The organism is Streptomyces sp. NPDC091376 (genome assembly GCF_044757085.1).
Lineage (GTDB): Bacteria > Actinomycetota > Actinomycetes > Streptomycetales > Streptomycetaceae > Streptomyces > Streptomyces pratisoli.
In genome coordinates, this window is sequence record NZ_JBIVUF010000007.1 from 109,485 (window position 1) to 129,476 (window position 19,992).

Here is a 19,992-nt window from a genome sequence, read left to right on the forward strand (position 1 = left end):
CAATGGCCTCCTCGTCAGATCTGCGGTCGTCCGGCGTCCACGCGGCCGACGACTGCTGGGAAACCCTAGCGGGATCCCGTGTCGATCGCGTACCGGCTCAGATGCCGACCTTGATGCGCGAGAAGCGCTTCAGGGCGACACCGGCCTCGTCCAGGATCTGCTGGACGGACTTCTTGTTGTCGAGCGCGTACGGCTGGCCAAGGAGGGTTGCGTCCTTGAAGAAGCCGTTGATGCGACCCTCGACGATCTTCGGGAGCGCGGCCTCGGGCTTGCCCTCGGCGCGGGTGGTCTCCTCGGCGACGCGACGCTCGGACTCGACGACCTCGGCCGGAACGTCCTCACGGGAGAGGTACTTCGGCGCGAAGGCGGCGATGTGCTGCGCGATGCCCTTGGCGACCTCGGGGTTCGGCTTGTCGAGCTCGACCAGAACACCGATCTGCGGGGGCAGGTCGGGCATGGTGCGGTGCATGTAGGCCGTGACGAAGGCGCCGGAGAACTGCGCGAAGCGGTCCAGGACGATCTTCTCGCCGAGGTTGGCGTTGGCCTCGTCGACGTACGCCTGGACGGTCTTGCCGGGCTCGATCTCGGAGCCAAGCAGCGCCGCGATGTCGGCCGGGGCGGTCTTGGCGGCGTGCGCGGCGAGCGCGCCGGCGACGGCCTGGAACTTCTCACCCTTGGCGACGAAGTCCGTCTCGCACTTCAGCTCGAGGATGACACCCGAGGTGTTGTCGTCGGCGATCAGGGAGACCACGGCGCCGTTCTCGGCGGAGCGGCCCTCGCGCTTGGCGACGCCCTTCTGGCCCTTGATGCGCAGTGCCTCGACGGCCTTGTCGACGTTGCCGTCGGCCTCGTCGAGCGCCTTCTTGCAGTCCATCATGCCCGCGCCGGTGAGCTCGCGGAGCTTCTTTACGTCAGCGGCGGTGTAGTTCGCCATGTCTGTGAATCTCTCTGAAGTCGAAGAGCTGAGGTCGAAGATTCGAACGATCTACGGGTCAACGGCGGGGGCTTCGTGGGCCCCCGCCGTCAACATCCGAACCTGGGTGTCAGGCCTGCTCGGCGTCCGCAGCCGGAGCCTCGGCAGGAGCCTCGGCGGCAGCCTCGGCCGGCTTCTCGGCCTCGGCGGCCGGGGTGCCCTCGGCGGCCGGGGTCTCGTCGGCCTTCTTCTCGCCCTCGAGCAGGTCGCGCTCCCACTCGGCCAGCGGCTCGCCCGCGGCCTTGTCGCCCGGCTTCGAGTCACCGGTCGCGACGCCGGAGCGGGCGATGAGGCCCTCGGCGACGGCGTCGGCGATCACACGGGTGAGCAGCGTGACGGAGCGGATCGCGTCGTCGTTGCCCGGGATCTTGTAGTCGACCTCGTCGGGGTCGCAGTTGGTGTCGAGGATCGCGACGACCGGGATGTGGAGCTTGCGCGCCTCACCGACGGCGATGTGCTCCTTCTTGGTGTCGACGATCCAGACGGCGCTCGGCACCTTCTGCATCTCGCGGATACCACCGAGGGTCTTCTCCAGCTTGGCCTTCTCGCGGGAGAGGACCAGGAGCTCCTTCTTGGTGAGGCCGGAGGCGGCCACGTCCTCGAAGTCGATCGCCTCGAGCTCCTTCAGACGCTGAAGGCGCTTGTAGACGGTGGAGAAGTTGGTGAGCATGCCGCCGAGCCAGCGCTGGTTGACGTAGGGCATGCCGACGCGGGTCGCCTGCTCGGCGATGGCTTCCTGCGCCTGCTTCTTGGTACCGACGAACATGATGGAGCCGCCGTGGGCGACGGTCTCCTTGACGAACTCGTAGGCGCGGTCGATGTACGACAGCGACTGGAGCAGGTCGATGATGTAGATGCCGTTGCGCTCGGTGAAGATGAAGCGCTTCATCTTCGGGTTCCAGCGACGGGTCTGGTGACCGAAGTGGACGCCGCTCTCCAGCAGCTCCCGCATCGTGACGACGGCCATGGCCGTATCTCCTTGAGTTTTCTCGGTTGTGTCCTGACGCCCCGACGCGCCGTGCCACAAGGGACCGAGGAGCGCGGCCACCGACCGCGAATGAGGGTGGTGGCGGGGCGTGCGAAGTCGACCCGGTGACCCGGATCGCCAGAAGAAGTGTACGGGACCGCCGCGGTGCCGGGTGACGGCGCTGTCCACAACCGGCCGGTTGTCCACAGATCCGGACCATGATCAGCGTGGATGGGCGGTTTGAGGGACCGTCTGAGTCATGAATCGCGTACGGGTCGTGACGATCGCATTGGCGGCCGTGCTGCTGGTGCTGCTGCCGGGTGGGGCGGCGTGGGCGGCGGACTGGCCGGTGGGTCCGCCGCGCCCCACGGTGGTCCGGGGCTGGGAGCCGCCGGCCTCGGCATACGGGCGGGGCCACCGTGGCGTGGACCTGGCGGCGCCTGCGGGTACGGAGGTGCGTGCGGCGGCGCCGGGGCGGGTGTCCTTCGCGGGGGCGGTGGCAGGGCGCGGGGTGCTCTCGATCGCCCTGACGGGCACGGGTGGCCCTCCGCTGCGCACCACCTACGAGCCGGTGCGCCCGCTGGTCCCGGCGGGGACCGAGGTGGCCGAGAACCAGGTGGTGGCCGTCGTCGCGGACGGTTCCTCGCACTGCCCGCAGGGGTGTCTGCACTGGGGTCTGCGTCGCGGCGAGCAGTACCTCGACCCCCTGTCGTTGCTCCCTCCGGCGGCCCTGCGCCGGGGGCCGTCCCGGCTGCTGCCCGTCTTCGGGGTGCCGGTGGCGCACGGAGCCCCCGCCGGCCCGGCCGCGGCGTCGGCGGGCACGGCTCGGGCGGGCATGGCGGGTGGGGACCCGGTCCAGGCACTGGTGCTCGCCGTGGCCGCGGCCTGGTCGCACAGGGCGCTGCGGCGTCCGCGTGCCCGTCCGGCCGGGACGGAACAGCTCCGCATGGCGGCCGGGACGGCCGGGACGGGTGAGGGAGGTGGGACGGGCAGGTTCAGTCGCCCAGGACGCCACGCAGCGCCATCGAGACCGCGGCCTCGGAGATGGCGGAGGGGTCCTCGGCCGCGCCGAGCTCGATGCGCCGGACGGCGGCGTCCACCACGCCCTGGAGGAGCATGGCGGCCAACCGCGGCTGTTGATGGCCCAGTTCCCCGAGCGCCTCCACGATCATCGCGACGAGCCCGCCGTGCGCGGCGCGGATCTTCTCCCTGGCGCCGTCGTCCAGCTCGCTGGCGGAGATCGCGACGACGGCCCGGTGGCGCCGGTCGCCGACCAGTTCCAGCTGCTGGCGTACATACGCCTCGACCTTGCCCTCGGGTGTCTGCGCCCCCTCCATGGCGGCCTCGACCTCGGCCGCCCAGACCGGGAAGTCGACGGCGCAGAGCTCTTCGACGACCGCGGCGCGGGAGCGGAAGTACTCGTACACCGAGGACCTGGCGAGGCCCGTGCGCTCGGCGAGGGCGGGGAAGGTCAGCGCCTCCGTACCACCTTCGGACAGCAGGGAACGCGCGGCGTCCAGCAGGGCGCCTCGCTGCATGGTCCGGTGCTCGGCCACGGAGGCCGCTCGAATCCTGGGCACGGGTCCACTCTACGACCGGTGCGCGATCCGGGGGCGGGACAGGGAAGGACTGCCCGGCGTCGCACAGGGCGTCATCGGCCGACGTCGGCCAGCTTCGCCCTGAGCTGCAGCACCGATTTGGTGTGGATCTGGCTGACCCGGCTCTCGGTGACGCCCAGGACGTTGCCGATCTCGGCCAGGGTGAGGCCTTCGTAGTAGTAGAGGGTGACGACGGTCTTCTCACGGTCGGGGAGGGTGTTGATGGCGCGGGCGAGCAGCCGGCGCAGCTCGCGGCCCTCGGCGACCTCGACCGGGTCGTCGGCAGCGGTGTCCTCCAGCGTGTCCATAAGGCTGAGCCGGTCGCCGCCCTCGCCGCCGACATGGAGCAGCTCTTCCAGCGCCACGACGTTCGCCAGGGACAACTGGCTGAAGACGGAGTGCAGTTCCTCGAGCGAGATGCCCATCTCCGAGGCAACCTCGCCCTCCGAGGGGGTCCGCCGCAGCTGCGCCTCCAGCGTGGCGTAGGCGCGCTCCACATTGCGCGCCTTCTGCCGCACGGATCGGGGGATCCAGTCCAGCGCCCGGAGTTCGTCGATCATGGCGCCCCGGATGCGGGTGATCGCGTACGTCTCGAACTTGATCGAGCGCTCGATGTCGAACTTCTCGATCGCGTCGATGAGGCCGAAGACGCCCGAGGAGACGAAGTCCGCCTGCTCGACGTTGGACGGCAGCCCGACGCTCACCCGGCCCGCAACGTACTTCACCAGCGGTGAGTAGTGCAGGATCAGCTGCTCCCGCAACCTGCCGTCGCCCGTGGTCTTGTAGGACCGCCACAGCTCTTCGAGCGACGACGGCGCGGGCGGCCGCACGGTGCCACGGGCGGCGGGGGGCACTGCCGCGTGGTCAGACCCGGAGGTGTGCTGGGGCATGCGTTGCCTTGAGCCGTTCTGCTGTGGAGTGTGTAGGGACGGGTTGTCTGTGCCGATGGCTGGGCGGTGAACCTGGTGAGCGTAGCGTGACTGGAGGATTGCGGTGCGCGAACAGCGGCGTATCGCGCCTCCGCGGGTATGTACCGTCGGCCACACCTTCGAACGAGGGCCGACGCCGAACGCGCCGGCCCTCCCGGTGTCACCGAGTGGGCCGCGAGGGTCATCGGCATCACCTTTTCACCCGAATGCGCCAGGTCAAGTACCGCCTCGCCGTGCGTTCGACCCTGGTGTCGCGGCCGTCGCCAACTGCCAGTGATCGCCGTGCCGTTCGACGAAGCCCAGCGAGTGCAGTTCGTACAGCCTGGCGAGCGCCTCGTCGGGTGTGGTCCCAGCCCGCCGGGCGAGATCGGACCCGCCGAGCGCGCCCCTGGCCGGTAGGGCGTCCAGCATCCGTGCGCAGCCGGGGCGGAGAAGATCCCTGGGGAGCACCGGTCCCCGGCGCGCCGGGGCGAGGTCCCCGATGTCGCCGACCAGCTCGACCACTTCGTCGGCGTCGGTGACCAGCACGGCCTCCTCCCGCAGCAGTTCATGCACTCCCGCGGAGAGTCCGCTGGTCACCGGGCCCGGGACGCCCATGGTGAAGCGGCCGAGGCGCTGCGCGGCGCGGGCGGTGACCAGCGAACCGCTCCGGTATTCGGCCTCCACGACGACCGTGCCCCGGGTCAGGGCCGCGATCACCCTGTTCCGCGTCACGAATCTGCCGCGGGTCGGATGGGCGCCCGGCGGCAACTCGGCGATCACCAGCCCCTGTTCCACGATGCGGCCGACCAACTCCGCATGGGCCCGCGGATAGACGACGTCGACGCCGCAGGCCAGCACCGCGACCGTCGCACCACCCGCGGCGAGCGCACCCCGGTGGGCGGCGCCGTCGACCCCGTGGGCCGCGCCCGAGACGACGACCCAGCCGCGCTCGGCGAGGCCCGTGCCGAGGCTCGCGGCGATATGGGCGCCGTACGGGGTGCAGGCCCTGGCGCCCACCACCGCGACCGAGCGCAGCGCCCATATCCGCAGGTCGGGGCGGCCCCGCACCCAGAGCCCGACCGGTCTCGCCTCCCCGAGGTCGTCCAGCTGTCCCGGCCATTCCGGGTCGCCCGGGCAGAGGAAGCGGCCGCCGGCCGCCGCCACCGTGTCGAGGTCGCGCTCCGGGCGGGCCACCGCCGCCCGGAGCCGATAGCCCTCGACGCGCCGCTCCCCCGCTCCCGGCAGCGTGCCTTCGGGCAGCGCGGGGGCGGTGAGCCGTGCCATCAGCTCCACGGCCCCATGGCGCGCGAGCCACCTCCCCGCGCCCTCATCACCCGGTTCGACGACCCGCGTCAACGCCGCACGTGCCATCCGCTCCTCGTCACTCACTCCCGCCGTCATGTCCCGCCCTCCGGCCATGCGCTCCTGCTCACCGGCCACGCGCTCCTGCTCACCGGCCACGCGCTCTCGCTCACCGCTCGCCTCCGATGCCCACCGGGACACCCCTGGCGATGCCCGTGCGCAGCTCCAGGGCCAGGTCCACGTCCTGGGCGGTGGGCCGGGCACGGCCCGCGAGATCGGCGATCGTCCAGGCCACGCGGAGCACGCGGTCCAGGCCCCGGGCGGTGAGCAGCCCACGCTCCATGTCCCGCTCGGCCGCGGCGAGCGCGCCGGGGGCCACCTGCCAGCGGGTGCGCAGCTCGTGCCCGGGCACCTCGCTGTTGACGCTCCACGGTGTGCCCTCCAGCCGGTCTGCCGCTCTGGCTCTCGCCTCGCCGACCCGGGCGGCGACGGCCGCGGAGGATTCCCCTCGCGCGCCCTGTCCCATCAGGTCCGCTCGGTTGACCGGCTCCACCTGGACGCGCAGGTCGACCCGGTCGAGCAGCGGTCCCGACAGCCGGGCCTGGTAGCGCCGGATCAGCGAGGCGGGGCAGTCGCATCCGGCGCCGTGCAGGGTGTGCCGTCCACAGGGGCAGGGGTTGGCCGCCAGCACCATGAGGAAACGGGCGGGAAGCCGGACCACTCCCGCGCTGCGCGCGACGACCACATGCCCGGATTCAAGCGGCTGACGGAGCGCGTCGAGCGCCTTGCCGGAGAACTCGGGAGCCTCGTCGAGGAACAGGACTCCCCGGTGCGCCAGGGACACCGCTCCGGGTCTCGCCAGACCCTGGCCGCCGCCGACGAGGGACTGCATCGTCGCCGAATGGTGCGGGGCGCAGTACGGCGGCGTACGCACCAGGGGCTCGCCGGGCGGCAGGATGCCCGCGACCGAATGAACGGCGGTGACCTCCAGGGACTCATGCCGGGTCAGCGGCGGCAGCACGGCCGGCAGCCGCTCCGCCAGCATGGTCTTGCCGGCGCCCGGCGGCCCCTGGAGCAGCAGGTGGTGGCTCCCGGCCGCCGCGACCTCCAGAGCGGTGCGCGCGACATGCTGCCCGGCCACGTCCGCGAGGTCGGGCCAGGGCCCCTCGCCGCGACCCGCTCCGGCGGCGAGCCCCGTGCCGACCCCGGCGCCGGGCACCATCAGTCCGGCCAGCATGGCGTCCGGCCTGCCTGCGCCGTCGGGCTCCTCCTCGGGCACGGGCTCGTCGTTGAGCACGGCGATGAGCTGGCGCAGGCTCCGCACCCCGAGGACCGAGACGCCGGGCACGAGCGAGGCCTCACCGGCGGTCCGCTCCGGAACGACCACCTGTTCATAGCCGGCCTCGGCCGCGGCGAGGACCGCGGGAAGCACCCCGCGCACGGGCCGCACCCTGCCGTCGAGCCCGAGCTCGCCGACGAGCACCAGATCGGCGATCGCCCTCGGGTCGATGCGCTCCGCCGCTCCCAGCACCGCGCAGGCGACGGCGAGATCGAAACCGCTGCCGCTCTTGGGCACGGAGGCGGGGCTGAGGCCGACCGTGAGCTTCTTCTGCGGCCATTCCGCGTCCGAGTTGACGACGGCCGCCCTGACCCGGTCCCGGCTCTCCACGAGGCTCTTGTCGGGCAGTCCGACCAAGGTGAAGGCCGCCACTCCCGGCTCCAGGTCCGCCTGGACCTCGACGACGACGCCCTCGACGCCCACGAGCGCCACCGAGCACGTACGCGCGAATCCCATCAGGCCACCCCCCGCGCATGCTCGACCTGGGGCGCGCCGCGCCGGGGCAGGACCACCCCGATCAGATCGATCCGCACGCCGCCCGGGGGTGGTGGTCCGCCGTGCCGCTCCAGCCAGCAGGCCGCCAGCTGTCTGAGCCGGTCCGCCTTGGCGGGTGTGATCGCTGCCATCGGGTGCTCGAAGGGCTCCCGCCCCCCTGGCCCGCCTCTGCGGGTCTTGACCTCGCAGACGACCATCGTGTCGCCGTCCCGGGCGACGATGTCGATCTCGCCCGTCCGGCCGCACCGCCAGTTCCGTGCTAGAACGGCCATTCCGGCTTCGGCGAGCCGACGGGCCGCCAGCTCCTCGCCGTACCGCCCCAGTGCCCCCGTCGCGTTCATCTCGGCACCACCTCCGGCACCGACTGTGCCGCGCGCGGACCGAGCGAATGGATCTTGGTGGACAACCGACCGATTGTGGATAACTCCGTCACCCACGCGAGCGCGACGGCTCAGCTTCCACGCACCGCTCAGCCCTCGCCCGCGCCACCCGGCGGGAGTGCGAAGACCGGAAGCGCGAGGACTCAGCCTCCCGGAAGCTCCAGGTCGCTCTTGTTCAGCTCCTCGATGTTCACGTCCTTGAACGTGAGCACGCGGACCTGCTTGACGAACCTGGCCGGCCGGTACATGTCCCAGACCCAGGCATCCGCCATCGAGACCTCGAAGAAGACCTCACCCTGCACCGAGTGCACCTGCATCTCGTAGTCATTGGTGAGATAGAAACGGCGCTCGGTCTCGATCACGTATTTGAACAGACCGACGACGTCGCGGTACTCCCGGTAGAGCTTCAGCTCCATCTCGGTCTCGTACTTCTCGAGGTCCTCGGCGCTCATGGCATGTTCCCCTTCAGCCGTGCGTCCCCCTATTGTGCGCCAGCCCCGTACGTCCCTAGACGATTTCCCGGGCCAGAACCACCGGTGCACTCGGAGGACCCTCGACGAGCAGCGTGCGCAGCAGCTCGGCGAGTCTGGTCGGGTACACCGTCTCACGCGCCGCCGACAGTTCGGCGGAGGTCCACCACCTCAGGCCCGCGACGCTGCGCCGCTCCAGCCGCGTCAGGCCGGTGAGGCTCGTGGCCGTCTGCCGGGTACGTGCCAGGTAGTACCACTCGTCCTGGTCCCAGCGCCGCCCGTCGAACGGGAACGAGCACTCGCGCTGCCAGATCACCGGGCCCAGCTCGACGTCTGTGATCCCCGTCTCCTCGGCCACCTCGCGCAGCGCGGCCTCCGCGCGGCTCTCCGCACCCTCGACCCCGCCACCGGGCGTGAACCACCAGTCGTCGGCCGGATCGTCCGGCTCGAAGCCGTGCAGCAGAAGAATGCGGTCCTGGGGATCGAGGAGCACCACCCGGGCGACCCGGCGCAGCTCCCGCCCGGGCTCACCCCCGGCGCCACCGGACGCAGGGGCCTCCCGATGCTCCTCAGACACCCGCGGTGACCCTGCTGCGGGCGGCGGGCTTCCTCCCGCGGCCGAGGGCCCGCGCGAGCGGCCCGTACGCCGCGCCACCCAGGATCAGCACGGCGCCGATCACCACGGCCCCGATCACCAGCCGGATGGGCCCCGGCTGCGAGATCCCGCCGGGCAGCTCTGCGAAGCTCCGCGGCCGCTCCACCAGTCCCTCCATCGGCCAGGCGACGGCGTCCAGCCGGGCGCTGACGGCTTCACGCGGCACGGAGCCCTGCGCCGCGTCCTGCAGATGCGAACGGGAGTCCAGGGAGCCCATGCGTTCGTCGCCGAGGAGGAAGAGGTGCCCCTTGGGCACGGTGACGGTGAATCCGGTCGGCGAGGCCGGCTCCTCACCCCGCAGATACGGTTCTTCGACCGCTTGTCCGTTGACGCTCATCCGGCCGCCGGCATCGCAGCACGCGATCTTGTCGCCGCCGACGCCGACCACCCGCTTCACCATCGGGGCGTCGCCCCACACCTTGTCGGTGAAGACGACGACGTCACCGCGCCGCACCTCGGAGCCGTCGATCCGCTGTGCCAGCACCCGGTCGCCGGGCTTCACGGTCGGAGACATCGAGTCGGTCGGCACCGTGTACGGCTGGTAGATCAGCGCCCCCCAGACGAACCCACCGAGGAAGAGCACACAGCCCACAGCCACGGCCAGCCCCGACAGCACACTGCCGAGGCGGCCGTGGCCGCTTTCCGTACGTCCTGTTCCGCTCATCCCAGCGCTCCCCACCTCGGAGACCGACGATCGCTGATCCGAGCGGCACCCTACCCGGCGGTACGGTCGCCCGTCAGCCTCCGCCTGCGCCAGAGCACGAACGGCACCGCCCCGGCGAGGCCGATCGCACCGGGCGCCACGGCCGCCGCGGCCCCCAGACCGGGCTGGTCATAGGTGGCCGGAACCGGCAGCGTCGCCCAGCGGTCGACCGGCCATGCCACGACCACGGCCCGCCCCACGACATCGTCGACCGGCACGAAGCCCTTGTTCGCGTCCTCGGTGTGATAGCGGGAGTCCCTGGAGTTCTGGCGGTGGTCGCCCATCACCCAGATCTTGCCGTCCGGCACCTTGAACGGTCCGAAGGGCATGTCGTCACAGGGAGTGTCACCGGGATAGATGTACGGCTCGTCCAACGCCTTCCCGTTGACCTTCACCGGACCACCCTTACGGCACTCCACCGTGTCACCACCGACCGCGATCGTCCGCTTGATCAGATCCTTCTCCTCGGACGACGGCATCAGACCGATGAAACTCAGGAACTTCTGCACCACATTCGGCTCAGGAGTCGGCTCCCCGTCCAGCCAGCCACCCGGATCATGGAACACCACCACCTCACCACGCTCCGGCTCCCCACCGAACCACGGCGTCAACTTGTCCACCAACACCCGGTCACCACGCTGCAACGTGTCCTGCATCGAATCCGACGGAATCGAAAACGCCTGCACCAGAAACGTCTTGATCAACAACGCCAGCACCAACGCGATGACGATCAGCAGCGGCAACTCCTTCCAGAAGGAGCGCGGCTTCCTCGCCGTCCTGTCGCCCCCGTCCGCGGCGTGCGCGCTCTCGGGCGCTTCCGGATCCTGTCTCTCGCCCGCAGTGCTGGAGGCAGATTCGGCGGACTGCTCGGGCCTCTGCTCGGGCTCTCCATGTCCAGATCGTGCACCGACGGCCACGTCGCTCACATCCGCTCCTCACTCAGCGTCAACGCCTGCCCTCTGGGCCCCGCCAATCACGGGCCCACTACCGAACAACGAGCGGGAGTTCCGCAGGGCTACTGCCGTTCTCCGATCGCCTTCCCGGCGACGGGCGCCGACGCTCCGGCCCGCCTGTCACCGACGAACGCCCCCCGGTTCGGTCGGCGTGCTCGCCGAGTGGACCGAGGGGCGGTTCAAGTGCCTTCCGGTACCGGCGAGCGGCACCGAATCCATCATCGCGCATACCGGATGGCCCGAGCCGACCGGGCCGCCTCCGAGCCGGCCAGGACGGCCACGACAGCCACGACAGCCACGACAGCCACGACGCGAGCCGGGCTCAGGCCGATGGCGGCTTTGATGGAGCAACAGCTCGTGACCGGTCGTCAGTCACTGTTGCGCGCGGGCCCGGCCTTTCTCCGCGCGGGATCCCGGCCCTCCCGGCCTTCGCCTGCGCCAGAGCACGAACGGCACCGCCCCGGCGAGGCCGATCGCACCGGGCGCCACCGCCGCCGCGGCCCCCAGACCGGGCTGGTCGAAGGTGTCCGCAACCGGCAGCGTCGCCCAGCGATCGACCGGCCATGCCACCACCACGGCCCGCCCCACGACATCGTCGACCGGCACGAACCCGTCGTGTGCCAGCTGCTGGTTGTAGCGCGAATCCTGCGAGTTCTGGCGGTGATCGCCCATCACCCAGATCTTGCCGTCCGGCACCTTCAGCGGTCCGAAGGGCATGTCGTCACAGGGAGTGTCACCGGGATAGATGTACGGCTCGTCCAACGCCGTCCCATTGACCCTCACCGGACCACCCTTACGGCACTCCACCGTGTCACCACCGACCGCGATCGTCCGCTTGATCAGATCCTTCTCCTCGGACGACGGCATCAGACCGATGAAACTCAGGAACTTCTGCACCACGTTCGGCTCAGGAGTCGGCTCCCCGTCCAGCCAGCCACCCGGATCATGGAACACCACCACCTCACCACGCTCCGGCTCCCCACCGAACCACGGCGTCAACTTGTCCACCAACACCCGGTCACCACGCTGCAACGTGTCCTGCATCGAATCCGACGGAATCGAAAACGCCTGCACCAGAAACGTCTTGATCAACAACGCCAGCACCAACGCGATGACGATCAGCAGCGGCAACTCCTTCCAGAAGGAGCGGTGCCCCCGGGCGCCGCCCTCCTGCGGGCGGGCCCCGGCCGGATCAGTGTCTTCGGGTTCTTCGTGTCCGGATCGTGCGTCGACCGCCACGTCCCCCACATTCACTCCTCGCTCCGTGCCGCGCCCCGTGCCGGAGACGATGCAGGCCCACCGCCCCCAGGGCGAGCGGGAGTTCCGCGGAGCCCGGGAGCTGGATCATTCCGTTCGGATCCTGACTGGACACACTATGCGACGGGCCGTGCGCGACGGTCGCACCACCACGGGTATCGGGCACCGACGCGTACGTCTCGCGCTCCTCCAGCCCGCGCCAGTGGCCGAGCGGCCAGGCGATCACCACGGCCCGCCCCACGACCTCGTCCATGGACACCGTGCCGTCGTACTCCTCGTCCAGATGAGCCCGCGAGTCCGCCGAGTTGGAGCGGTGGTCGCCCATCACGAAGATGCGTCCGGCCGGGACCCGTACCTCGAACCTCAGGGTCGAGGGGGCGTTGCCGGGGTGGAGATAGGGCTCGTTCAGCGGTACGCCGTTGACCGTGACCCGGCCGTCCTGGTCGCAGCACTTGACGGTGTCGCCGCCGACCGCGACGACCCGCTTGATCAGGTCCTGCTCGTCGTCGGACGGCAGCAGACCGATGAAGGTCAGCGCCTCCTTGACCTGCTTGACGACGACCGGATCGTCCTGCTGGGGGGCCTGTTCCTCCTGGAGCCAGCCGCCGGGGTCCTTGAAGACGACCACGTCGCCGCGCTCCGGCTGGGAGCCGAACCACGGCGTCAGCTTGTCCACCAGCACCCGGTCGTCGATCCGGATCGTCTGTTCCATCGAGCCGGAGGGGATCACGAACGCCTGGACGAGGAAGGTCTTGAGGACCAGCGCGATCAGCAGCGCCACGGTGATGAGGAGCGGGATCTCCTTGACGGCGGACCGCTGACGCCGGCGTTTCACCTTCTTCGCGAGCTTGCGCCGCTCCGCACGACCCGGGAGCGTCCGGCCGCCGTTCGTCGGACGGGTGCCGGTCGGCAGCCGGGTGTCGGAGCGGTGGCTCGCACGGCGTCCGCGGTTACCCATGGGCGCCGTCCGGTGCGGACACACGGTCGAAGGCGCCCGTCGGGCGCAGCACGGTCCAGCGGCCGGCCGGCCAGCCGATCCAGTCGGCGCGGCCGATCACGTTGTCCAGGGGCACCATGCCGCCTCCCGGCTCGCCCAAGTGGTCGCGGGAGTCACGGGACTTGCTGCGGTGGTCACCCATGACCCACAGGGTGCCCTGCGGTACGACGATGTCGAAGCGGACCTGGGACGGGGCGTCGCCAGCGTACAGATAGCGCTCGTCGACCGGTACGCCGTTCACCTCGAGTCTCCCCCTCTTGTCGCAGCAGACCACGCGGTCGCCGCCCACCCCGACCACACGTTTGACGAAATCGGTCTCGGACGGTTCCGCGAGGCCGACCGAGGCGAACGCCTCCCTCGTCAGGGAACTGACCGGATTCTCCTGGACACCCTCCCGTACGAAGGATCCGGTGCCGTCGAACACGACCACGTCCCCGCGCCGGGGCTCGGAACCGAAGCGGTACGCCAGCTTGTTCACCAGCACCCGGTCACCGACCTCCAGGGCAGGCTGCATGGAGGTGCTGGGGATCAGGAACGGCTGCACCACGAAGTGGCTGAGCAGCAGCAGGAACACGGCGCAGACGCCGCCGAGCAGACCGGTCCGCCGCCAGGAAAGCCAGGAGAGCCACCGCGATACGCGTACGGAGCGCGACCCCTCTTCGGCCCCGGACCGTTCGGTCTCGGAGGCGGAAGAGCGGTCGCGCTCCGTGTGCTGTGCTTCGGTGTCCATTGGGGCCAGATGCTATCCGGCCGCCGTAAGAACCGTATGAGGCCGCAGCAGGGCGCGGGTGTGAGCCGGAGCTCAGTTCTCGCGCTTCTCCTTGATCTTCGCAGCCTTGCCGCGCAGCTCACGCAGGTAGTAGAGCTTGGCGCGACGGACGTCACCGCGCGTGACGAGCTCGATCTTCTCGAAGATCGGGCTGTGCACCGGGAAGGTGCGCTCGACGCCGACGGAGAAGGAGACCTTGCGGACGGTGAAGGTCTCGCTGACGCCAGAGCCCTGGCGGCGGATGACGACACCCTTGAACTGCTGGATACGGGAGCGGTTGCCCTCGATGACGCGAACGTGGACGTTCACGGTGTCACCGGGACGGAAGGCGGGGAGGTCGGTCCGCAGCGAGGCGGAGTTGACCACATCGAGCACGTGCGACATGTTCGTCTGCTTTCTTCACCGATGCCACAGGTCATCAGCGGTATCTGGAGATGAGATGGGAGCCGCGGCGTCGGAGCGGGCGTCGTGTCCCCCTGTGGCAGGGGCGCACGCCGGACGTACGGCAGCGGCCTATTCTTCCACGGCCTCCGGCCTGCGCCAAAATCGGCCGTCGGGCGAGGGCGCCCAGCCGAGGATGGAGAGGATTTCCCGGTCCTTCTTGTCGAACGCCGACGGGTCGCAGCGCTCGATGAGGTCGGGCCGGTTCAGCACCGTGCGGCGGAAGGCCTCGTCCCGCCGCCATCGCGCGATCCTGCCGTGGTGCCCGCTGAGCAGGACGTCGGGGATGCCGTGGCCCCGCCAGACCGGTGGCTTGGTGTAGACGGGCCCCTCCAGGAGGTTGGCCATGGCGCCGGGAGCGAAGGAGTCGTCGCGGTGCGATTCGGCGTTCCCGAGGACGCCCGGCAGCAGCCGCGCCACGGCTTCCGTGACGACCAGGACGGCCGCCTCGCCGCCGGCGAGCACGTAGTCCCCGATGGAGACCTCGTACACCGGTATCCGGGTGGCGTACTCGTCCATGACCCGGCGGTCGATGCCCTCATAGCGGGCGGGGGTGAAGATCAGCCAGGGCCGCTCGGACAGTTCGACCGCGAGCTCCTGGGTGAACGGGCGGCCGCTGGGGGTCGGCACGACCAGCGCGGGCGCGTGCGCGCCCGACTCGTATCCCGCGGCGAGGGTGTCGTCCAGTGCGTCGCCCCAGGGCTCGGTCTTCATGACCATGCCGGGGCCGCCGCCGTACGGGGTGTCGTCGACGGTGCTGTGCCGGTCGTAGGTCCACCGGCGCAGGTCGTGCACATGGACGTCGAGCTGTCCGCGTGCCCGCGCCTTGCCGACCAGCGAGACGTTCAGCGGGTCCAGGTACTCGGGGAAGATCGTGACGACGTCGAGCCGCATCAGGCGCCTTCCCCGGCGTCGTCGTCACGTGAGGACGCGATCTCCGCCCGCTCGTCGATGAGTCCGGGCGGCGGGTCGATGACGGCCTTCTGCTCGTCGAGATCGATCTCGGTGACGATCTCCTCGACGAACGGGATCATCACCTCGCTGCCGTCGGGGCGCTCGACGATGAAGAGGTCCTGCGAGGGCAGATGGGAGATCTCGATGATCCGGCCGACCTCGGTGCCGTCGGTGAGCACCACGTCCAGGTCCATCAGCTGGTGGTCGTAGAACTCGTCGGGTTCGTCCGGTCGCTCGTCCGGGTCGACGTCGGCGATCAGCAGGGTGTTGCGCAGCGCCTCGGCACCGTTGCGGTCCCTCACGCCCTCGAAACGCAGCAGCAGACGGCCGCTGTGCACCCGCCCCGTCTCGATGGTCAGCGGTCCGGCGGAAGCCGGTTCGGTGGCCAGCACGGCTCCGGGGCCGAGCCTCAGCTCCGGCTCGTCCGTACGTACCTCGACGGTGACCTCGCCCTTGATGCCGTGGGCACGGCCGATCCGTGCGACTACCAACTGCACGCTTGATGCTCCTGTCATACGACGACGGGCCGGGGCGGGCCGGTAGGCCCTCCCCGGCCCGCGCCGGTTTTCGAACGAGTCAGCGGACCTGGTCCACGTCGACGAGGTCGACACGGATACCACGGCCGCCGATGGCGCCCACGACGGTGCGCAGGGCGCGAGCGGTGCGGCCGTTGCGGCCGATCACCTTACCGAGATCGTCGGGGTGCACCCGAACTTCGAGCACCTGGCCGCGCCGCAAATTGCGCGAGGCCACCTGCACGTCCTCGGGGTTGTCGACGATGCCCTTCACGAGGTGCTCGAGAGCCTCCTCGAGCATGCTCAGGCCTCGGTCGACTCGGCGGGAGCGGCCTCGGCCTCGTCCGCCTTCTTCTCGGTCTTCTTCGACTTCTGGGTGATGGCGTCACCCTTGGCGTCGTCGCCCTCGAGGGCCTTGGCGAAGTCGTCGAAGGAACGACGCTTGTCTTCCTTCGTCGCCGGGGCCAGCAGCGGCTTCTCCGGGGCGGGCAGGCCCTTGTGCTTCTGCCAGTCACCGGTGAGCTTGAGGATCGCGAGCACCGGCTCGGTCGGCTGGGCGCCGACGGACAGCCAGTACTGGGCGCGCTCCGAGTCGACCTCGATACGCGACGGGTTGTACGTCGGGTGGTACAGACCGATCTCCTCGATGGCCCGGCCGTCACGGCGGGTACGGGAGTCGGCGACGACGATGCGGTAGTGAGGCGAACGGATCTTGCCCAGACGCTTCAGCTTGATCTTGACTGCCACGGGAGTGGGTTCTCCTGGTTTTGACGTGGTTGGGCACAACGAGATGCCGCGTGGGGTTGCGGTACCCGATGGCCCGATGGACGCGTCAGCCGGAGGAGAGAGGGGTCCTATGCGACTGTCGAGTACAGCTAGACATTGTGCCACACGGATCCGGACCGGCGGGCCCGAGGCCGTGGGACCCCGGGCCCGGGGGCCGGCCGGTCGCTGCCGCCACCCTCGGAAGGTGACGGATCAGCTCGCCGCGGCCACCGGCTCGGGGATGCGGAAGGGCTTCCCGCAGCCGCCGCAGACGATCGGCGCCTGAGCGAGGACGGAGGGAACGACCCGGACGTTCCTGCCGCAGTCGCAGACGGCCTTCACCCGGACGCCGCCGCCGGACGAACCGTGCCTGGCGGCCGGGCCCCGGAAGGTCCGCTTGGTGTCGGAGGCGGTGGCGACCGTGTGCGCGGCGAGGGCGCGCTGCAGCCGCTCGATCGTCGGCCGGTACCGCCGCTTCGCCTCGGGGGTGAGCGTGACCAGTGAGAAACCGCTGCTCGGGTGCGGCTCCTCCGGGTGGTCCAGGCCCATCTCCTCGGCGATCGCCAGGAACCGGCGGTTGTGGTAGCGGCCGGCGCGCGAGGTGTCCCGCACTCCTCGGGCGGCGGCGATGCCGTGGACTGCCTCATGGAGCAGTCGTTCGAAGGAGAGCTCGTGCCCGCAGGCCGACGAGGACTCTCCGATCAGTGACTCTGGCGCGGCAAGATCGGGCAGCTCGGGGTGGTGCCGCTGAATGTCGGCCCACGCCTGTGCCAGCTCTGCGGCGAGAACAGGTGGTGTCGTGCTCACGTCGTGATAACGAGCCGGGCCCCTTGCGGGTTCCATTCCGGGGCATCCCAAATAATTTGCACGTACCCGTCAGTTGCCATTGATGCGTCCTGACGAGGGCGGGTGCGCTGATCTGCGGAGAAGCCTCGCAGCTCACAACAAGGTGGTACGTAGCCACGCCGTCTACGCGGCGGTGCCGGAGCATGAGCCAGGGGCGCGTGCTCACCTTCCGTGCGCCGGAGGCGCGGGTGGCACGGTGGGGCGCGCTCAGTAGGCGCGCGCGACGATCGCGAGCGTACCCGGGGCGTCGTCCGCCTCCGGCACCGACCCGTCCTCCGCCACCAGGCACCGTACGGACACCGCCTGATCGGCGAGCGCGATCTCGCCCTCGGTGCCGAGTGCCGCCCACGCGATCCGCGCCCAGCCTCCCGCGGCCGCGGCATCGGCGGCCTCCTCGACGGTGCTCACCTCGACCGTGCGTGCCTCGCGGCGTTCACGCGACTGGCGGAGCAGCAGCGCCTGGTCCTCCTCCAGCACCGTGGGCAGCAGCCCGGCGAGCGCGTCGAGCGCGACGGGCTCCTTGCCTCCGGGGATGCGCCGGGCCAGCATCGCCGTACCGCTCTCCAGATCGCGCGGGCCGATCTCGATCCGTACGGGCACTCCCTTGAGCTCCCAGTCCACGGCGCGCCGGCCGAACGGGGTGTCCGTGCGGTCGTCGACCTGGACCCGGATGCCCGCGGCCTTCAGCCGGTCACCGGTCTCACGGACCTTCGCGAGCACCGCCTCGTCGCCCTTGATGGCGAGGACGACGGCCTGGACGGGGGCCAGCCGGGGCGGCACGCGCAGTCCGCTGTCGTCGCCGTGCGACATGATCAGGCCGCCGACCATCCGCGTGGAGGAGCCCCAGGACGTCTGCCAGACCATTTCCTGCTTGCCGTCCTTCGACAGGTAGGTGGTGTTGAAGGCCTTGGAGAAGTTCGTGCCGAGCTCATGGCTCGTGCCCATCTGGAGCGCCTTGCCGTCGCCCATCATCGCTTCCAGCGTCAGGGTGTTGACGGCGCCGGCGAAGCGCTCCCTCGCGGTCTTGCGGCCCAGCACGACGTCGATGCCGAGGACGTCGGTCATGAAGCGTGCGTAGACGTTCCGGTGGATGTGGGCGGCGTAGTCCCGGGCCTCCTCGTAGGTGGCGTGGGCGGTGTGGCCCTCCTGCCAGAGGAACTCGGTCGTGCGCAGGAAGACCCTCGGCCGCATCTCCCAGCGGACCACGTTCGCCCACTGGTTGATGAGCAGCGGCAGGTCCCGGTAGCTCTGCACCCACTTGGAGAAGTAGTCGTTGATGATCGTCTCCGAGGTGGGGCGGACGACGACCGGCTCCTCCAGCTCCTTGCCCCCGCCGTGCGTGACGACCGCGAGTTCGGGGGCGAAGCCCTCGACGTGCTCCGCCTCCTTCGTCAGGTACGACTGCGGGATGAAGAGGGGGAAGTACGCGTTGGACGCCCCGGCTTCCTTGATCCGGGCGTCCAGGTCCTGCTGCATCCGCTCCCAGAGCCCGTATCCGTACGGCCGGATCACCATCGTGCCGCGCACCGGGCCGTTGTCGGCGAGCTCCGCCTTGTTGATCAGGTCCTGGTACCAGCGAGGGAAGTCCTCCGCCTGCGGCGTGAGGACGGGTGCCTTTGCCATGGCGGGAATCGTACGGCCGCTGCACTCTGGATGCGGAACCGATCGGCGCGGGGGCGCACGACCGGGGCATGCGAGGCAATGCGGTGCGACCCCTGGACGTACGGACGGATGCGCAGTTCCCTGGCATACGGGGGAGCGCGAGCGAACGTACACGGGGGCTGTCACTCAGGGCACAGCTGACCTCTCGTCGGATTGGGGCGCTTTTCGATGACTCCTACGCTCGTCCCGCACCACCCCCGCACGGCCTCCGCGCCCCCGGTGGATCCGGCGGCGCGTGCCCGTGACTGGGCAGAGATCCAGGAACGGATGCTGGTGCCGCTCTACGAGGCGGCGTACGAGCACCTGGAGGTCGGCGCGGGCTCTCGGGTGCTGGGGCTCGGCTGCGGTTCAGGTCTCGCCCTGCTCATGGCCGCGGCGCGCGGGGCGCGCGTCACCGGCGTCGACTCGGACCGCTCAAGGATCGCGCTGGCGCGCGAGCGGCTCACCCCGGATCCCGAGCTGTCGGGCGAGCGGGGTGGTGCGCCGCAGATCGCGCGCCTGGTGGAGGGCGAGCCCGGGGACGCGGCCGACCCCGGGCGCTCCAGGTTCAGCATGATCACCGTTTTTCAGCCGATCGGGTGTACGGCCGGCGACTCCGAAGGTCTGGTGCCCGCGCTGCGGGCGGTGGCTCCGCTCGCCGAGCGCGGCAGCCCCGTGGTGCTGGCCGGCTGGGGCCCGCCGGAGCGGTGTGCCACCTCGGCGGTGCTGCGGGTGGCGAGCCGGCTCACCGAGCGGCTGCGGGCCGGCGGCGGCTGGCGGCCGACGCTGCGGGACGATCTGGAGGACGTGGCGACCAGGGCGGGCCTGAAGCCGGACGGCTCGGGGCGGGTGGCGTGCCCCTTCGGGTACGCGGACCTGGAGAGCGCCGTGCGGGGGCTGCTGTCGACCGGGCTGTTCGACGCGGCCGTACGGGCCACGGACCAGGCGCAGGTGGAGAAGGAGGTCACGGAGGCGCTCCATCCGCATGTGCGGGCCGACGGGACGGTGTGGATGCCGAACGTCTTCCGGTACCTGATCGCCCGTACTCCCTAGACATCGCC

Annotated in this window: 22 protein-coding genes and 1 pseudogene; 2 read left to right on the top strand and 21 right to left on the bottom strand. The window is 70.6% G+C overall.

Annotation, left to right across the window (positions count from 1 at the left end):
- Positions 1-97: 97 nt before the first annotated feature.
- On the bottom strand, positions 98-934 hold the full coding sequence (tsf, locus tag ACIQMR_RS16905) for a translation elongation factor Ts (protein WP_401387157.1): 837 nt from the start codon (positions 932-934) through the stop codon (positions 98-100).
- 109 nt (positions 935-1,043) lie between these two features.
- Positions 1,044-1,940: a 30S ribosomal protein S2 gene (gene rpsB, locus ACIQMR_RS16910; protein ID WP_401387160.1), complete on the bottom strand. Its 897-nt coding sequence runs from the start codon at positions 1,938-1,940 to the stop codon at positions 1,044-1,046.
- A gap of 334 nt (positions 1,941-2,274) precedes the next feature.
- On the opposite strand from rpsB, the pseudogene ACIQMR_RS16915 reads away from it, so the two are divergent.
- Positions 2,275-2,745 (top strand): annotated as a pseudogene (locus tag ACIQMR_RS16915) (murein hydrolase activator EnvC family protein); the annotation flags it as partial.
- A 190-nt stretch (positions 2,746-2,935) separates the two neighbouring features.
- On the opposite strand, the gene ACIQMR_RS16920 reads toward ACIQMR_RS16915, so the two are convergent.
- From ACIQMR_RS16920 to proS, 19 genes are all read right to left on the bottom strand, one after another.
- Positions 2,936-3,496 (bottom strand): TetR/AcrR family transcriptional regulator, encoded by a 561-nt coding sequence (locus ACIQMR_RS16920; RefSeq protein ID WP_401387871.1) that lies wholly within the window; start codon positions 3,494-3,496, stop codon positions 2,936-2,938.
- Between the two features lie 95 nt (positions 3,497-3,591).
- Positions 3,592-4,428, bottom strand: a complete 837-nt coding sequence (gene whiG / locus ACIQMR_RS16925; protein ID WP_266383870.1) for an RNA polymerase sigma factor WhiG — start codon at positions 4,426-4,428, stop codon at positions 3,592-3,594.
- Between the two features lie 255 nt (positions 4,429-4,683).
- Positions 4,684-5,850, bottom strand: a complete 1,167-nt coding sequence (gene dprA, locus ACIQMR_RS16930; RefSeq protein ID WP_401387874.1) for a DNA-processing protein DprA — start codon at positions 5,848-5,850, stop codon at positions 4,684-4,686.
- A 70-nt stretch (positions 5,851-5,920) separates the two neighbouring features.
- Positions 5,921-7,546, bottom strand: a complete 1,626-nt coding sequence (locus ACIQMR_RS16935) for a YifB family Mg chelatase-like AAA ATPase (RefSeq protein ID WP_401387163.1) — start codon at positions 7,544-7,546, stop codon at positions 5,921-5,923.
- The gene (locus tag ACIQMR_RS16940; protein ID WP_401387166.1) at positions 7,546-7,926 is read right to left on the bottom strand and encodes a YraN family protein; all 381 of its coding nucleotides are present in this window, start codon (positions 7,924-7,926) and stop codon (positions 7,546-7,548) included. Before ACIQMR_RS16940 ends, ACIQMR_RS16935 begins: the two co-directional genes overlap by 1 nt.
- 182 nt (positions 7,927-8,108) lie before the next feature.
- Positions 8,109-8,417 carry a DUF2469 domain-containing protein gene (locus ACIQMR_RS16945; RefSeq protein WP_003965949.1) on the bottom strand — a complete coding sequence of 103 codons (309 nt, stop codon included), beginning with the start codon at positions 8,415-8,417 and terminating at the stop codon, positions 8,109-8,111.
- 55 nt (positions 8,418-8,472) lie between these two features.
- Positions 8,473-9,012 carry an NUDIX hydrolase gene (locus ACIQMR_RS16950; RefSeq protein WP_401387169.1) on the bottom strand — a complete coding sequence of 180 codons (540 nt, stop codon included), beginning with the start codon at positions 9,010-9,012 and terminating at the stop codon, positions 8,473-8,475.
- Complete coding sequence (gene lepB, locus ACIQMR_RS16955) at positions 9,005-9,754, bottom strand: signal peptidase I (RefSeq protein WP_401387172.1); 750 nt, start codon at positions 9,752-9,754, stop codon at positions 9,005-9,007. Before lepB (ACIQMR_RS16955) ends, ACIQMR_RS16950 begins: the two co-directional genes overlap by 8 nt.
- 50 nt (positions 9,755-9,804) lie before the next feature.
- Complete coding sequence (lepB, locus tag ACIQMR_RS16960; RefSeq protein WP_401387175.1) at positions 9,805-10,719, bottom strand: signal peptidase I; 915 nt, start codon at positions 10,717-10,719, stop codon at positions 9,805-9,807.
- Positions 10,720-11,118: 399 nt separating this feature from the next.
- Complete coding sequence (lepB, locus tag ACIQMR_RS16965; protein WP_401387177.1) at positions 11,119-11,985, bottom strand: signal peptidase I; 867 nt, start codon at positions 11,983-11,985, stop codon at positions 11,119-11,121.
- A complete protein-coding gene (gene lepB / locus ACIQMR_RS16970) occupies positions 11,939-12,961 on the bottom strand; it encodes a signal peptidase I (RefSeq protein ID WP_401387180.1) in 1,023 nt (340 codons plus the stop codon). Before lepB (ACIQMR_RS16970) ends, lepB (ACIQMR_RS16965) begins: the two co-directional genes overlap by 47 nt.
- The gene (gene lepB, locus ACIQMR_RS16975; protein ID WP_401387183.1) at positions 12,954-13,730 is read right to left on the bottom strand and encodes a signal peptidase I; all 777 of its coding nucleotides are present in this window, start codon (positions 13,728-13,730) and stop codon (positions 12,954-12,956) included. The genes lepB (ACIQMR_RS16970) and lepB (ACIQMR_RS16975) overlap by 8 nt, the downstream gene beginning before the upstream one ends.
- A 72-nt stretch (positions 13,731-13,802) precedes the next feature.
- Positions 13,803-14,153, bottom strand: coding sequence for a 50S ribosomal protein L19 (gene rplS, locus ACIQMR_RS16980; protein WP_266383848.1), 351 nt, complete (start codon positions 14,151-14,153; stop codon positions 13,803-13,805).
- A gap of 129 nt (positions 14,154-14,282) precedes the next feature.
- Complete coding sequence (gene trmD, locus ACIQMR_RS16985) at positions 14,283-15,104, bottom strand: tRNA (guanosine(37)-N1)-methyltransferase TrmD (RefSeq protein WP_401387186.1); 822 nt, start codon at positions 15,102-15,104, stop codon at positions 14,283-14,285.
- On the bottom strand, positions 15,104-15,661 hold the full coding sequence (gene rimM / locus ACIQMR_RS16990) for a ribosome maturation factor RimM (RefSeq protein WP_401387189.1): 558 nt from the start codon (positions 15,659-15,661) through the stop codon (positions 15,104-15,106). The genes trmD and rimM overlap by 1 nt, the downstream gene beginning before the upstream one ends.
- Before the next feature lie 79 nt (positions 15,662-15,740).
- Positions 15,741-15,980, bottom strand: coding sequence for an RNA-binding protein (locus ACIQMR_RS16995; RefSeq protein ID WP_266383839.1), 240 nt, complete (start codon positions 15,978-15,980; stop codon positions 15,741-15,743).
- A gap of 2 nt (positions 15,981-15,982) precedes the next feature.
- Positions 15,983-16,426, bottom strand: a complete 444-nt coding sequence (gene rpsP / locus ACIQMR_RS17000) for a 30S ribosomal protein S16 (protein ID WP_358670117.1) — start codon at positions 16,424-16,426, stop codon at positions 15,983-15,985.
- Between the two features lie 231 nt (positions 16,427-16,657).
- Complete coding sequence (locus ACIQMR_RS17005) at positions 16,658-17,287, bottom strand: hypothetical protein (RefSeq protein ID WP_401387193.1); 630 nt, start codon at positions 17,285-17,287, stop codon at positions 16,658-16,660.
- 210 nt (positions 17,288-17,497) lie between these two features.
- A complete protein-coding gene (gene proS / locus ACIQMR_RS17010; protein WP_401387195.1) occupies positions 17,498-18,913 on the bottom strand; it encodes a proline--tRNA ligase in 1,416 nt (471 codons plus the stop codon).
- Between the two features lie 207 nt (positions 18,914-19,120).
- Here proS and ACIQMR_RS17015 point away from each other — a divergent pair, with 207 nt between their 5' ends.
- Complete coding sequence (locus ACIQMR_RS17015; RefSeq protein WP_401387198.1) at positions 19,121-19,984, top strand: methyltransferase domain-containing protein; 864 nt, start codon at positions 19,121-19,123, stop codon at positions 19,982-19,984.
- Positions 19,985-19,992 lie beyond the last annotated feature (8 nt).